The organism is Pseudomonas sp. UF-293 (genome assembly GCF_058245595.1).
Window position 1 is genome coordinate 160952 of sequence record NZ_JBSICA010000001.1, and the last position, 15240, is coordinate 176191.

The following is a 15240-nucleotide window of genomic DNA, read 5'->3' on the forward strand; positions in this document are numbered from 1 at the left end:
ACGCTGCGATCTTTTGATCCAGGTTGTTGAAGCAAGATCAAAAGATCGCAGCCTCGTTTCACTCGACAGCTCCTACACGGTTTTTGTGTAACCTTGCAGCCCGGTGATCGAGGGGTTTTCAAGGTATGCGGTTTATTGTGGGTCTGTTTCTCGGCGTCTTGCTTGCGGGTTGCGAGCAACACGTTGCGCCGCTTCTCGACCAACAACTTTACGTTTGGCAACGCCAATGGACACCTGCGCATGAACCGGCATTGCGTAACAGCCACGACGATTTCTCGACTCTGCGCGTGCTGGCATTGCAGGCCTTTCCTGGCGAGAGGTGGAGCAGGGCGCGGGTTGCTCCGGCATTGTTGAAAGCCGATGGTCGCCCGCTGATCGCAGTGATTCGCCTCGATGGGCAGTTGCAGTCACTGGACCAGCAGCAGGTCACCGCGCAGATTCTGCAGGTCATCGCCGATTGGCAGGCGCAAGGCCTCACGCTGAGCGGCGTCGAGATCGACCACGATGCCGGCAATGCACGGCTGCCCGCATACGCTGACTTCCTCAAACATTTGCGCACGGCCTTGCCGCCATCGTTGCCTTTGAGCATCACTGCGCTACCGGCCTGGCTCGATAGCGCGCAGCTGCCGGCACTTTTGCACGGCGTCGACAGCAGCGTGCTGCAGGTCCACGCCGTGAGCGATCCGCGACTGGGTCTGTTCGATGCCGAGCAGGCGTGGAAATGGGCCAAGGCCTGGGCACGTATCAGCGACAAACCGTTCTATCTGGCGCTGCCGGCCTACGGCGTTGCGCTGTTGAGCGATGACGGTGGCGCGCCGGTAGTGGAAAGCGAAGTGCAACTGGAGCGCGGCGGGCAGCGCCGGGAATTGCTCGCCGATCCGCAGCAACTCAGCCAATTGGCCAGGACCTTGCGCGAGGATCCGCCCGAGCATCTGGCCGGGCTGATCTGGTTTCGCTTGCCGCTGGCCAACGATCGTCGCGCCTGGAGCCTGACTACTTTGCGCGCCGTGGCGCGGGGCGATGGGCTGAACAGCCGGTTGGATCTGTCATTCAGAGAGCAGGGCGGTCTCTATGACATCCAGCTCGAAAACCGCGGCAATCTCGACAGCCCGTGGCCCGCGAAAATCACGCTGAAGGCGCAGGATTGTGCAGGTGCCGATGCGCTCGCCGGTTACTCGTTGCAACAAAGTGCCAATCTGCTTACCTTCACCCGCCTGCGTGACGGCCGCTTGCCGGCGGGCGGACAGCGCGCTGTCGGTTGGGCGCGTTGTGCATATATTGATCAAGGAGGTTCGCATGTTGACCCGTAACTGGCCCCGCCATCTGCTTTGCCTGAGCCTCAGCCTGCCGCTGGGTTCGGCGCTGGCCTGCGGCCCGGACTTCCCCATGCGCCTGCTCGACAACCGCGCGCAGACCTTGGCCGATTTGCCCGAAGGCAGCTTCAGCTTCGAAATCAGTCGCTTGGGTAAAACCATTGCCGGGCTGAAAAATGTCACAGGGGAGACCCATAACCCCAATGACTATGCCGAAGACCACGCGGCTGAGCTGGCGCGCGAACAGGCGGAGCAGGTGGGCCTGAGCGCCGAGCAATACGCTGTGGTCAAGCGCCTGCGCGGGCTCAGCGATGCCCATCAGGCCGAGGAACAGGGCGCCGGTCTTCCTGTGGAAATCCGTTTGTATGTCGCCGGCGCCGTTGCCTTTGCCACCGGCGATGATCAATTGGCCACGGAGTATTTCAATAAGGTGCTGGCACTGCCGGCAGACCAGCGTCCGTTGCGCAGCACGTGGGCGGCGTATTCCCTCGGGCGCATCGCCTTTGCCAGGAGCAACGAGGCGCATGATCGCATCGAAGCGCTGGAAGAAGCGCGCGATGCCTTCCGCCAGGCTCGGCAACTGAGCATCGACGGCTTCAGCGATCCGTTGGAACTGGGCGTTGCCAGCCTCGGTGAAGAGGCGCGGGTGTTGCGCAGCGCGGGCGACTGGAGCGGCGCCATCGAACTGTACGAAGCACAGAACCTGCACGGTTCGGCCGTCGGTTACACCTCGCTCAAGCAACTGATGAACGAACTGGCCGAATTGCCCGAGGCCCAACTGGCGAAACTGCTACAGCAGCCAGCGGTGCAGCAACTGGTTACGGCATCGCTGGTCAGCCGTCAGGGCTGGTCTTTCGGTGAGCAGCCGCCGAATGAAAAGAAACTCGTCACACTCCTGCAAAACAGCACCCGTGGCAGCCTCGACAATGCCGATCGACTGGCGGCGATGAGTTATCAACAGGGCGACTACGCGTCTGCCCAGGCCTTTCTGGTAAACGCCGGCGACGGCGGGCTGGCCTGGTGGCTGCGGGCAAAACTGGCAGTGCGTGACGGCGACACGACTGCCGCTGCCGCCGCCTACGCCAAAGCCGCCCAGGCCTTTCCGCAGAATGAAGACTGGGGCTATCGCCGCACGCCGGACTGGGCGTTTGAAACGGTACAGCCCAAATGCCGGGTCGACGGCGAAAGCGCGATCCTGGCGCTGCAACGCGGTGAATACCTGCAAGCATTCGTGCAGCTGTATCGCAGCAACAGCCTTTACTGGTTCGATGCCGCCACCGTTGCCGAGCGGGTGCTGACGATCGATGAGCTCAAGCGGTATGTCGATGAGAACGTGCCGGCGCCGCCGCCATTGACCCAGCAGGAGCGCGACAGCTATGTCCCGCTGTCGGTGGCCGCCAACCTGCGCAATCTGCTCGGTCGGCGCTTGCTGCGTGAGGGGCGATACCAGGAAGCGGTCGGTTATTTCGCCAGTGACGATCTGCAGCACAAGGCCCGGCTCTATGGCGAGCAACGGCTCAAGGCCGACTCGGCGTGGTGGCCGAGCAAGCGCGCCAGTGCGTTGTACAACGCCGCATGGACAGCCCGGGAGTGGGGCATGGACATCCTCGGTTATGAGATGGCCCCCGATTACGCCACCTTCGGCGGCAATTACACGCTGGAGAGCACGAAGCTGGATGTCGGTCCGCTGATTTCCACGGCGGAAGTGCAGCGCCAGCAGGCCAGCGCCGCGCAACCGGATCAGCGTTATCACTATCGTTTTGTCGCCACGGCACTGGCCAGTCGCGCCGCCGATAACCTGCCGCACACCAGTCAGGCGTTTGCCGCCGTGTTGTGCAACGCCGCCGGCTGGAACAGCAGCCTCGAAGACCAGAGTGCGCTGTATCAGCGCTACGTCAAGGAAGGTCCTTACGTGCCGTGGGCGCAGGACTTCGGCAATCAATGTCCGTACCCGGATTTTGAGAATGCCGACAAGCGCTACGTCACCCAGGTGACCGATGCCGTGCGTGAAACGCTGCGACCATACAAGTGGCCGGTGCAGATCGGCGCGGTGCTGCTGGTCGCTGTTGCTGCGCTACTGCTGATCACCCGTCGTCAGCGCAAGGTGCGCAAAGGCTAGGCCTGTTGAATGAAGCTCAGGCGTACGGCGAAGCCAATCAACAGGCTGCCAAACAGCCATTGCTGAATGCGCTGGGCGGTCGGATTGTGTTGCAGCCAACGGCCCAGTGCCGCGGCGGTCAGGGCAAATACACTGTCGAACAGCAGACCGACGCCGACCAGCACCAGGCCAAGCACGGCGAACTGGCTCAACACCGGCGCGCCATGACTGACGATGAATTGCGGCAGTAGCACCGAGCAGAACAGCAAGGCCTTGGGGTTGAGCAGGTTGGTCAGCAAGCCGCGACGGATCGCATCGCGCCATTGGCCGTGGGCAAGTGCCTGCTCTTGGGTTTGCGGGCTCGGCACCAGCGAGGTGCGCAAACACTGGATGCCGATCCACAACAGATAGGCCGCGCCAGCGATGCGCACCACGTCAAACGTCCACGGTGCCGTTTTGAACAGCGCCGCCAGCCCCAATGCTGCCAGTGCCACGTGGCAGGCGCGGGCAATGGCAAGGCCCAGCGCGGTGGCCAATGCCGCGCCACGCCCCTGTCGCGCCCCGGTTTGCAACAGCAGGATCATGTCCGGTCCCGGCAGTAGCAGAACCACAGCCAGAGTCAGGATAAACAGCCAGAGACTTGCCACGTCACGCCCCTCTCAATGTTGATTTTCTCGCGCCAGTCTAGAGCGAGAGGCCAGGGCAGGTGCTTGCGTAGTCGGCTTCAATTGTTCACAGCTTTGGCATAACCTGCTGGTTTTCAACCGTCAGACTATCGGGATCTGCCAAAGATGAAACTCGACGCCTATGACCGCAAGATTCTCGCCGCGCTGCAACGCAACGGCCGCCTGAGCAATGTCGAGCTGGCGGAACAAATCGGCCTGTCGGCCTCGCCGTGCCTGCGCCGGGTGCGCATGCTGGAAGAGGCGGGAGTTATTCGAGGCTACCAGGCCAATCTGGATCGCGATGAAGTCGGGCTGGGGCTGACGGTGTTTGTCGGGGTCAAGGTCGAGCGGCATAACGAAGAACGCGCCGAGGCGTTTTATGCGGCCGTCACTGCGTTGCCTGAGGTGGTCTCAGCGTTTCTGGTGTCCGGCGAATCGGATTTCCTCTTGCAGGTGGTCGTCCCTGACTTGCGCGCTTATGACCGCTTTGTCAGTTCGCACCTGCTGAAACTGCCGGGGGTGAGCGATATTCGCAGCAACTTTGCCATTCACACAGTGAAAGCGCCGGGGGCGTTGCCGTTGGGGCATCTGCCGCTGTAGACCGGGTGGCGCCATTCGCGAGCAGGCTCGCTCCCACAGGGGTAACGCATTCCAATGTGGGAGCGAGCCTGCTCGCGAAGGAGCGCGCAAGACTTGGAGATTTACATCTGCGTCGCCATCCCCTCGACATTCATCGCTGCCTGACGCAACGCTTCCGAACGCGTCGGGTGCGGATGGCAGGTCAGGGCAATGTCCTCGGCCGACGCGCTGAACTCCATCGCCACACAGAACTCGCCGATCATCTCACTCACGCTCGGCCCGACCAGGTGCACGCCAAGGACTTCGTCCGTGCGCTCGTCGGCGAGGACTTTGGCAAAGCCCTCGGTTTCGTGATTGATCTTCGCCCGGCTGTTGGCAGTGAAGGGAAACTTGCCGACCTTGTAGGCACGGCCCTCGGCCTTGAGCTGTTCTTCGGTCTGGCCGACGCTGGCCAGTTCCGGTTGGGTGTAGATGACATTGGGGATCAGCGCGTAATTGACCTCACCGGCCTTGCCGTGGATCTGCTCGACGCAGGCCATGGCCTCGTCTTCTGCCTTGTGCGCGAGCATCGGCCCGGACGTGACGTCGCCGATGACCCAGACCCCAGCGGCTTCGGTACGATGTTGCTTGTTGGCGAGCATGCCGCGTTTGTCGGTACTCAGGCCGACGTTCTCCAGCCCCAGGCCCTGGGTGTATGGCCGACGCCCGATGGCCACAAGCAGATAGTCGGCTTCGATCAGCTCAGCCGTACCACCAGCGGCAGGCTCGACACTCAGCTGCACGCCTGTAGCGGAGCTGGTGGCGCTGGTGACCTTGGAACTCAATTTGAAGGCAATGCCTTGTTTGCTCAGCGCGCGCTGCAAGGTCTTGCCGGCCTCGGCATCGACGCCGGGGCAGATGCGATCAAGGTATTCGACCACGGTGACCTGCGCGCCGAGTCGCCGCCATACCGAACCCAGCTCCAGGCCGATCACCCCGGCGCCAATGACCACCAGATGTTTGGGCACTTCACTCAGCGACAGCGCGCCGGTGGAATCGAGGATGCGCTGGTTGTCGATCTCGACGCCGGGCAGGGGAGTGGGCTCGGAGCCGGTGGCGATGATGATGTCCTTGGCGCTGAGCTCGGTCTTGTTGCCCTGATCGTCGGTCACCGTGACTTTGCCCGGGCCGTCGATGTGGCCCCAGCCTTTGATCCAGTCGACCTTGTTCTTGCGAAACAGAAATTCGATGCCCTTGGTCAGGCCGGCGACGCTTTCGTCTTTCTGTTTCATCATCTGCGCCAGGTTCAGCGTCGGTTTGACTTCGATGCCAAGGTTGGCGAACTCCGTACCCACCGCAGCGGCGAAGAGTTCTGAAGCGTGCAACAAGGCTTTGGACGGCATGCAACCAACGTTCAGGCAAGTGCCGCCGAGGGTCGAGCGCCCTTCGACGCATGCGGCCTTGAGCCCGAGCTGGCCGGCGCGGATCGCTGCGTTATAACCGCCGGGGCCGCCGCCCAGAATCACCACGTCATAGTTGCTCATGCGCTTGCTCCAGATTGCTCGATGGGGGATAGCGAAGATTAGTTGTGATTAAAATTACGTGCGTAATATGAGCTTTACCGGACATTTCGGTCAAGGCTTCAGGCAAGCGACAGCTGCGGCGTCTTTGAATAACGGTAAATGTATACGAATATTTCACAGTTTCCGTTATATCGTAACGCTATGAACTCAGGGCCTACATTTTCGGGGTGTTATGCAAGTCGATCTTGAGTTGGACGCCGCGCCAGTCACCGAACTGCCGCGCTTTCAGCAGGGAGCCGCGCAGTCACGCAAATTGCGTTGGTTGGCGTATGGACTCGGCGCAATGGCCGGGTTGGGCTGGGTGTTGGCATTTTTCGTCGGTCTGTTTGCGCCGCAATCCTTGTGGTCGCCGTTGTTGGTCAATCAGAGCGCCGCGTTGCTGGTGCTGGTCGCCGGGCTGCAATCGGCCTGGTGGGTGGCGCAATGGCGCGCGCGGGTGATGCATCCGCCAGCCTCGCAACCGAGCGTCGTGGAGGAAGGCGCAGCAGCCGAGGGCTGGTACGAAAGGCTGCTGGAGCGCTTGAGTGTGCGCGGCCGGTATTTGCTAGGACAAATCGGCGCGCCGGCACTGTGGCTCGGTGGCTGGGCATTGCTGGTTCTGCTCAGCACCGAGCAAGTGTGGAATCTCACTTTACCTGCGACGGTGTTGGGCCTGCCGGCAAACGTTGGTGCAGCACTGATGTTGTTGCTGGCCTTCGCCTTGCTGGTGCTGGAGCGGCAACTGGCGCAGGAGCTAACGGCGCAATGGCAGGAGGCGGCTGCGCTGGCGCAACTGACCCGGGTGGTGATCATCACCCTGTTGATCGGTGCGCTGTGTCTGTTGTTTGCCAGCGAGCACGCAGTCTGGCCGGTTCGCGTTGCAGTGCTCAGCGCAATCTTGCCGATGCTGGTTGCCCTCGAACTGTTGTTGCGCGCGGCGCTGTCTGTCTTCAGCCCGCGCCGCGACCAACTCGAGCCGACCCTGCTGGCGCGCAGTTTTATCGCCGATATGCTGCGTTGGCCGCCGCAGCCGTGGTTGGCGTTGCAGCACGAAATGCACAATCGGTTCGGCATCGATCTGCGCCAGATCTGGGCCTTCAGTTACATGCGCCGGGCCTTGTTGCCAGTGTCGGCGGTGGTCGTCCTTAGCGGTTGGCTGCTGACCGGCGTACATGAAATTCCTCTGCAGGGTCGCGGCATCTACGAGCGCTTCGGTAAACCGGAACAGGTTTTCGGCCCGGGTTTGCATGCCGGTTTGCCTTGGCCATTGGGGCGTGTGATCTCCGTTGAAAACGGCGTGGTCCATGAACTGGCGACCAGTGTCGGCGACAAGCCAATCGCCGTGCAGTCCGACTCCGCTGAAGGCCCCGCCCCGCTGACTGCCAACCGTTTGTGGGACGCCAGCCACGTCAACGACAAATCCCAGGTCATCGCCAGTAGCCGCGGCGCGCAACAGGGCCTGCAAATCGTCAATATGGACGTGCGCTTTGTTTATCGCATCGGTTTGAACGACGAGGCGGCGTTCGCCGCGACCTATAACAGCGCCGATGTACCGACGCTGATTCGCAGCACTGCCAGCCGCATTCTGGTTCACGATTTTGCCTCGCGCACCCTCGACGGTCTGCTCGGCGACGACAGGGCAGGGCTGGCCGAGGAAATCGGTCGCGCAGTGCAAAGCGATCTGAACAAACTGAACAGTGGTGTGGAAATCCTCGCCACAGTCGTCGAAGCGATTCATCCACCGGCCGGTGCGGCAAATGCCTATCACAGTGTGCAGGCGGCGCAGATCGGCGCCCAGGCGTTGATCGCTCGCGAGCGTGGGGCGGCTGCGCAGGCCAGTAACGAAGCGCAGTTGCAGGCGAGCACGGCGCAGGATCAGGCAACGGCAAACGCGCAGGAGATCAATGCCGCTGCGCAAACCGCCGACCTGAAATTCGGCGCCGAACAAAAGGCATTCGCCAGTGCCGGCCAGGCCTTCGTACTGGAGCAATATTTCAGCCAGCTCAGTCAGGGCTTGAGTAAAGCCAGGTTGCTGATACTTGATCATCGACTCGGCGGCAGCGCCAACGCGCCAACCATCGATCTGCGTACTTTCACACTTCCGACTGATCCGTCGTCCCCACGCACCATCGCTCAACCAGGAGCCACCCATTGAGCCAGTCGCCTGTTCATGACGTTCACGACCACAGCGGCCATGACCACGGCCACGGCGGCCATCACCATCATCATGGTCATCATCACCATCACGGCGAGGTGCCAGAAGCCGGACCCTTTCCGTGGCGGCGTATGGGCTGGGCTGCGTTGCTGGTGGCGTTTGCCATTGCTGCGGCGAGTCTGGTGCAAGTGCGCTCCGGTGAAGCTACGGTCATCACCCGTTTCGGAAATCCGTCGCGGGTCTTGCTCGCTCCAGGATTGAACTGGCGCTGGCCGGCACCGTTCGAAGCAGCGATCCCGGTGGACTTGCGTTTGCGCACAACCTCAAGTGGTCTGCAGGACGTTGGTACTCGGGACGGTTTGCGCATCATCGTGCAGGCCTATGTGGCGTGGCAGGTGCAGGGTGATCCTGAACACGTGCAGCGCTTCATGCGAGCCGTGCAGAATCAGCCGGACGAAGCGGCGCGGCAGATTCGCACCTTTGTCGGCTCAGCGCTGGAGACCACGGCCAGCAGTTTCGACTTGGCCAATCTGGTCAACACTGATGCCAGGCAAGTGCGCATCGCTGATTTTGAAGCGCAATTGCGGCAACAGATTGATCAACAATTGCTCGCCACTTATGGCGTGCGCGTGGTGCAGGTCGGTGTCGAGCGGCTGACTTTGCCCTCTGTCACACTCAACGCCACGGTCGACCGCATGCGCGCAGAGCGTGAAACCATCGCTACGGAACGCACGGCTGTTGGCAAACGCGAAGCGGCGCAAATTCGCTCCGCCGCCGAGCGCGATGCGCGGATCGTCCAGGCCGATGCAACGGTGAAAGCAGCTGGCATTGAAGCGCAGTCGCGGGTTGAGGCTGCGCAGATTTATGGGCGCGCCTACGCCAGCGCGCCGCAGCTTTACAACCTGCTGCGCTCCCTCGATACCCTCGGCACCATCGTCACGCCAGATACCAAACTGATTCTGCGTACCGACTCTGCACCGTTCCGCATATTGGTCGACGGCCCGCCGAAGCTCGATAACAAACCCGGATCGCAACCATGAGCGAAGAAGTTCCACGTGGAACACATGCGTTGAACAGTCCGTGGATTCAAGCCGGACGTCTGACCTTCATCGTCCTGTATGCGATCACGGTATTGGCCGCGTTGGCATGGGCATTTTCGAATGTCCGGCAGATCGATCCGCAGAACCGCGCGGTGGTACTGCACTTCGGCGCACTGGATCGCGTTCAGAATGCAGGACTGTTATGGGCATGGCCGCAGCCCTTTGAGCAGGTGATGCTGTTGCCGGCGGCGGATCGGGTGATCGAGCGTCGAGTGGAAAATCTGTTGCGCAGTGACGAGGCGCTAAAGGCTGACCGGGTGGCGTCCTTCGCCACGCCGTTGAGCGATGCACTTGCCGGATCTGGTTATTTATTGACCGGTGACGCCGGCGTAGTGCAACTGGACGTGCGAGTGTTTTACCAAGTCTGCGATCCCTACGAATTCGTGTTGCAAGGCGAGCATGTGCTGCCGGCACTCGATCGCCTGGTGACGCGCAGCGCCGTGGCGCTGACTGCGGCGCGAGATCTCGACACCATTCTGGTCGCTCGCCCGGAATTGATCGGCGCCGACAGTCAAGCGGCCGAGCGTCGTGAGCGATTGCGCGGTGATCTGGTGCAAGGCATCAACGCGCGTCTCGCTGAACTGAAGGCGAGCGGGCAGGGCATCGGTATCGAGGTGTCGCGGGTCGATGTGCAATCGAGTCTGCCGGAGCCAGCGGTCAGTGCTTTCAATGCGGTTCTGACCGCCAGTCAGCAGGCTGACAAAGCTGTGGCTAACGCGCGCACCGATGCCGAGAAACTTACCCAGGCCGCCAACGAACAGGCAGACCGCACGCTGCAGGTGGCTCACGCGCAGGCAGGTGAGCGTCTTGCAAAAGCCGCGGCCGATACCGCAACCGTCTCGAGTCTCGCCACGTCTGCCGACCCGCAAATGCTCCTGCGTCTGTATCGCGAGCGCATGCCGAAGATTCTTGGTCAGGCCGGGTCGGTTACCACCGTCAACCCGAAAGACGATTCCCGGTTGATCATTCAAGGAGCCAGTCAATGACGGCGACTACCGCTGCTCCAAGCCTGTTGTCCTCGGCTGAACAACGTCGCGCCGCGCGTCAATTGACCCTGGCGATGCTTGCGCTCGGGCTGCTGGGGCTGGGCTTGCTCTGGCGCTGGATGCTCCCGGAGCAGACCGGTGTCAGCCAATTGCTGCTCGGTGTCGCCTCGTTGCTGGTAGCGGTTCCGGTGATGCGTTCGGCCTGGTACAGCCTGCGTTACCCGAGCCTGCACGGAATCACCGATCAATTGATTGCGCTGGCCATGCTCGGTGCCTGGGCGACCGGTGATCTGCTCACTGCAGCGTTGTTGCCGATCATCATGATCTTCGGCCATGTCCTGGAGGAGCGCAGCGTCATCGGCTCCCAGGAAGCGATTAATGCGCTTGGCCAGTTGACCCGCAGCCGTGCGCGCAAGCTGCAAGCAGACGGTTCGATCATCGAGGTGGATAACGGCATGCTCAGCGCTGGTGATGTCGTCGAGGTGCGGGCCGGTGATCGGGTGCCGGCAGACGGTCGGGTGCTGGTCGGTCAGGCGAGCCTTGATACCGCCTCGATTACCGGTGAGTCGGTGCCGGTAGAAGCGGGCGTCGGCGCACTGGTGTTCGGCGGGGCAATCAACCTTGATGGAGTGCTGCGCGTCGAAGTCACCCGCACCGGCGAGGAATCCACGTTGGGCAAAGTCATCGCCCTGATGCAAAACGCCGAGCGCTCGAAACCACCGATCACACGGTTACTCGAACGCTATGCAGGCAGTTACATGGTGTTGGTTTTGCTGCTGGCGGCGGTGACCTGGTTCGTCACCAATGATGCTCAGGCCATGCTCGCGGTTCTGGTGGCGGCGTGCCCCTGTGCGCTGGTGCTGTCGGCGCCGGCCACGGCGATTGCCGGTGTCGCCGTTGCCGCGCGCCATGGGATTCTTATTCGCAGCTCGGCATTCCTGGAAGAACTCGCCGATCTCACCTCGCTGGTGGTCGACAAGACCGGCACGCTGACTTACGGCACGTTGCGTTTGCAGTCGATCGACAGCCCGAATGCGGACACCGCCGACGTGCAGACACTGGCCGCCAGTCTCGGCGCGGCGAGCAGTCATCCGGTGAGCCGGGCACTCGCTGGGATGGCCGATCAGGAAGCTTATTGGCCTCTAACTGAAATTCATGAGCGCCAAGGCTTGGGTGTAGTGGCGATGACAGGGAAGGGCGAAGCTGCGCTCGGTCGCCCAGAGTTGTTCGCACAACTGAGCATCACAACCACCCTTGTTCCTGAACACGATGGCCCGATTGCCGGGTTGGCCCTGAACGGCGAATTCCTCGCCTGGCTGTTGCTCGCCGACAGCATCAAACCCGAAGCACGCTTTGCCTTGAGCGAATTGCGCGAACTGGGCCTGGGACGACAACTGCTGCTGTCCGGTGATCGTGAGAGTGTCGCGCGAACCCTGGCGCAGGAAGTCGGGTTGAATGAAGTCCAGGCGCAGGCGCTACCCGAAGACAAACTCAATCGCGTGCTCAAGGAAATCGATCACGGCTTCCGTCCGATGGTGGTGGGCGACGGCATCAACGATTCACTCGCACTCAAGGCAGGCGTAGTTGGCGTGGCGATGGGCGCCGGCGGTGCCGACATTGCTCTGGCGTCAGCGGACATCGTCTTGATCGGCAGCGACTTGCGCCGCCTCGGTACTTGCGTACGCTTGAGTCGTCAGTGCCGTCGCACTTTGCAGGCCAATGTGATCATCGGGCTGGGCTGGACGCTGGCCATCGTGATTTTTGCGGCTTTCGGTTGGCTGGGTGCCGCCGGGGCGATGATCGCGGCGCTGCTGCATAACCTGAGTACGTTGTTGGTGTTGGGCAACGCCGGACGTTTGCTGCGCTTTCAGGAGCCATTGCTCAGGCTCGACGCTCAGGATAAATGAAAGAAAATTCATCGAACCGCACAGTGCGCAGGCAGTCATCTATCGTAAGGCGCGTCGCCTGTGGCTTTCAGCCGATGGGCCGATCACGATAGACAAGGCCGATCGAATCGATAGCCTGCTATTTTTCCAGGTTGGTCTACCCTCAGATCAGACGTCTGAAACAAGGGGGGATTTTCCATGCTCGCGCAACTTCCACCGGCCTTACAGAATCTGCAGTTACCGCTTCGCCTGCGACTCTGGGACGGCCATGAGTTCAATCTGGGCCCGACGCCCAGCGTGACCATCGTCGTCAAGGACCCGCAGATGGTCACTCAATTTACCCACCCAAGCCTGGATGCGCTGGGTGCGGCGTTCGTCGAAGGCAAGCTGGAACTGGAGGGCTCGATCAGCGAGGTCATTCGGGTCTGCGACGAATTGAGCAGTGCGCTGCTCGACGAAGAAGAAGGCAGTCAGCCGGTGCGAGCGCATCACGACAAGGACACTGACGCCAAAGCCATTTCCTATCATTACGACCTGTCGAATGCGTTCTACCAGCTCTGGCTGGACAGCGACATGGTGTATTCCTGTGCCTATTTCGAAACCGGCAGCGAAACCCTCGAACAGGCGCAGCAAGCCAAATTCCGCCATCTGTGCCGCAAGCTGCGCTTGCAGCCGGGCGAGTATCTGCTGGATGTCGGCTGTGGCTGGGGCGGTCTGGCGCGGTTCGCGGCGCGAGAGTTCGGTGTGAAGGTCTTCGGTATTACGTTAAGCAAGGAGCAATTGGCACTCGCGCAGGAGCGTGTCAAAGCCGAAGGTCTGGAAGACCAGGTCGAACTGCAATTGCTCGACTATCGCGATTTGCCGCAGGACGGTCGGTTCGACAAGGTCGTCAGTGTCGGCATGTTCGAACATGTCGGCCATGCCAATCTCGCCGAGTATTGCGCAACGTTGTTCGGCGCGGTCAGGGAGGGCGGGCTGGTGATGAATCATGGCATCACCGCCAAGCACACCGATGGCCGTCCGGTTGGACGCGGCGCCGGAGACTTCATCGAGAAGTACGTGTTCCCCAACGGCGAGTTGCCGCATCTGTCGATGATCTCAGCCGAGATCAGTGAAGCGGGGCTGGAAATCGTCGATGTCGAAAGCCTGCGCCTGCATTACGCGCGCACGCTCGATCACTGGAGCGAGCGACTTGAAGACAACCTCGAGGCTGCGGCGAAGCTGGTACCCGAGCAAGCGTTGCGTATCTGGCGTCTGTACCTTGCCGGCTGCGCGTATGCCTTTGCCCGGGGCTGGATCAACCTGCATCAGATCCTCGCCGTGAAAGCTCATCCGGATGGCAGCCACGAACTGCCCTGGACCCGCGACGATATCTACCACCCCTGATACGGGGCGTTCAGAGAATCGGCGAAATCAGCCGGGCGATCCGCATGCCGACTTGCTGCAGGCGGTGGATCTCCCGGCTTTCTTCTTTGGCCACCTCATCGGCCTGTGCGAAGTCATCGTTGAGCATCTGTTCCACGGCGGCGGCGAACTCGCTGTCGACGGTCAGTAACATCACTTCGAAATTCAGGCGGAACGAGCGATTGTCCAGATTGGCGCTGCCGATGGCGCTGATCTCGCTGTCGATCAATACCACTTTCTGGTGCAGAAAACCCGGTCGATAACGGAACACCCTAACGCCGGCCCGTACCGCTTCAAAGGCATACAGGCTTGAGGCGGCATAGACGATGCGATGATCAGGCCGCGACGGCAACAGCAGGCGCACATCGACACCACGCAATACCGCCAGCCTCAATGCCGCGAATACCGCTTCGTCCGGGACAAAGTACGGGCTGGTGATCCATAGGCGTTGCGTTGCTGCGTGAATGGCTTCGACGAAAAATAGCGAGCAGGTTTCGTAGGCATCGGCCGGGCCGCTGGCGAGCAATTGGCAAAGCACGCCATCGTCCGGATACGCATCCGGAAGGATCAACGGTGGCAATGTTCGAGCTGCCCAGAACCAGTCTTCGGCGAACGATTCCTGCATGCATGCCACCACCGGCCCGCGTACTTTGACGTGGGTGTCACGCCACGGCGCCAGTGGCGGCTTCTCACCCATGTATTCATCGCCGACGTTATGCCCGCCGACGAACCCGACTACGCCATCGACCACGACGATTTTTCGGTGGTTGCGGAAGTTGACCTGAAAGCGGTTGAGCCAGCCGCTGCGCGTGGCAAAGGCTTTGACCTCGACGCCGGCATCACGCAATGCCTGCACGTAATGATGGGGCAGGGCGTGGCTGCCAATGCGGTCGTAGAGCAAATGAACGGAAACGCCTTCGGCGGCCTTCTTCAACAGCAAATCACGCAAGCGCTGGCCGAGCCGATCGTCGTGGATGATGAAGAACTGGATCAGCACGGCTTCCTTCGCTTGCTCGATCGCCTGAAAAATCGCATCGAAGGTCGCCGCGCCGTTCACCAGCAGTTGCACCTCGTTATTCGCCAGACACGGCATGCGCCCCAGTTTGGGCATCGCGCGCAGTGACGCGTAGGCACTCGACGCGCGAGCGGCCAAGGCTTCTTCCACCCACGGGCGCCAGTTCAATTCGGAAATGGCCAAACGCATCTGCTCGTTGGCCTGGCGCCGCGCCTTGATGTAGCCATCGAAGGTGCTGCGACCAAATACCAGATATGGAATAAGCGTGAGGTAGGGAATGAAGATCAGCGACAATGCCCAGGCGATCGAGCCTTGCGCGGTGCGTACGGTGAGCACCGCATGGATCGCGGCGATCGACCCGAGTGTGTGCAACAGGGCGATCAGGTAACCGAAAATGTGCGGTCCGAAAAAATCCATGGGGCAACCTTGCTCCGCGAGATGCAATGCTTAACAGACCATGTTCTGCTGCGAATGTCTCTATTTAATCGGTGCATGAAC

General features: G+C 61.3%; 11 protein-coding genes. 8 read left to right on the forward strand and 3 right to left on the reverse strand.

Annotated elements, in window-relative coordinates; genetic code table 11:
- Positions 1 to 125 precede the first annotated feature (125 nt).
- Together AC4IHP_RS00770 and AC4IHP_RS00775 are read left to right on the forward strand one after the other, a co-directional pair.
- Complete coding sequence (locus AC4IHP_RS00770) at positions 126 to 1310, forward strand: DUF3142 domain-containing protein (protein ID WP_490830640.1); 1185 nt, start codon at positions 126 to 128, stop codon at positions 1308 to 1310.
- Positions 1297 to 3432 (forward strand): hypothetical protein, encoded by a 2136-nt coding sequence (locus AC4IHP_RS00775; protein WP_490830641.1) that lies wholly within the window; start codon positions 1297 to 1299, stop codon positions 3430 to 3432. Before AC4IHP_RS00770 ends, AC4IHP_RS00775 begins: the two co-directional genes overlap by 14 nt.
- Here AC4IHP_RS00775 and AC4IHP_RS00780 read toward each other — a convergent pair.
- Positions 3429 to 4058: a LysE family translocator gene (locus tag AC4IHP_RS00780; protein ID WP_490830642.1), complete on the reverse strand. Its 630-nt coding sequence runs from the start codon at positions 4056 to 4058 to the stop codon at positions 3429 to 3431. The genes AC4IHP_RS00775 and AC4IHP_RS00780 overlap by 4 nt on opposite strands.
- A gap of 144 nt (positions 4059 to 4202) precedes the next feature.
- Between AC4IHP_RS00780 and AC4IHP_RS00785 the strand changes: the two genes are divergently transcribed.
- A complete protein-coding gene (locus AC4IHP_RS00785; RefSeq protein ID WP_490830643.1) occupies positions 4203 to 4676 on the forward strand; it encodes an Lrp/AsnC family transcriptional regulator in 474 nt (157 codons plus the stop codon).
- Between the two features lie 101 nt (positions 4677 to 4777).
- On the opposite strand, the gene lpdA is transcribed toward AC4IHP_RS00785, so the two are convergent.
- On the reverse strand, positions 4778 to 6178 hold the full coding sequence (gene lpdA / locus AC4IHP_RS00790) for a dihydrolipoyl dehydrogenase (RefSeq protein WP_490830644.1): 1401 nt from the start codon (positions 6176 to 6178) through the stop codon (positions 4778 to 4780).
- A gap of 211 nt (positions 6179 to 6389) precedes the next feature.
- Here lpdA and hflK (AC4IHP_RS00795) point away from each other — a divergent pair, with 211 nt between their 5' ends.
- From hflK (AC4IHP_RS00795) to cfaB, 5 genes are all read left to right on the forward strand, one after another.
- A complete protein-coding gene (gene hflK, locus AC4IHP_RS00795) occupies positions 6390 to 8351 on the forward strand; it encodes a protease modulator HflK (RefSeq protein ID WP_490830645.1) in 1962 nt (653 codons plus the stop codon).
- Positions 8348 to 9391, forward strand: a complete 1044-nt coding sequence (gene hflC, locus AC4IHP_RS00800) for a protease modulator HflC (protein ID WP_460122464.1) — start codon at positions 8348 to 8350, stop codon at positions 9389 to 9391. The genes hflK (AC4IHP_RS00795) and hflC overlap by 4 nt, the downstream gene beginning before the upstream one ends.
- Positions 9388 to 10437 carry a protease modulator HflK gene (gene hflK / locus AC4IHP_RS00805; RefSeq protein WP_490830646.1) on the forward strand — a complete coding sequence of 350 codons (1050 nt, stop codon included), beginning with the start codon at positions 9388 to 9390 and terminating at the stop codon, positions 10435 to 10437. The genes hflC and hflK (AC4IHP_RS00805) overlap by 4 nt, the downstream gene beginning before the upstream one ends.
- Positions 10434 to 12344, forward strand: coding sequence for a cation-translocating P-type ATPase (locus AC4IHP_RS00810; RefSeq protein WP_490830647.1), 1911 nt, complete (start codon positions 10434 to 10436; stop codon positions 12342 to 12344). The genes hflK (AC4IHP_RS00805) and AC4IHP_RS00810 overlap by 4 nt, the downstream gene beginning before the upstream one ends.
- A 177-nt stretch (positions 12345 to 12521) precedes the next feature.
- Positions 12522 to 13709: a C17 cyclopropane fatty acid synthase CfaB gene (cfaB, locus tag AC4IHP_RS00815; protein ID WP_460122458.1), complete on the forward strand. Its 1188-nt coding sequence runs from the start codon at positions 12522 to 12524 to the stop codon at positions 13707 to 13709.
- Between the two features lie 10 nt (positions 13710 to 13719).
- On the opposite strand, the gene cls is transcribed toward cfaB, so the two are convergent.
- Entirely contained in the window at positions 13720 to 15159 is a 1440-nt protein-coding gene (cls, locus tag AC4IHP_RS00820) for a cardiolipin synthase (protein WP_490830648.1), read from the reverse strand.
- Positions 15160 to 15240 lie beyond the last annotated feature (81 nt).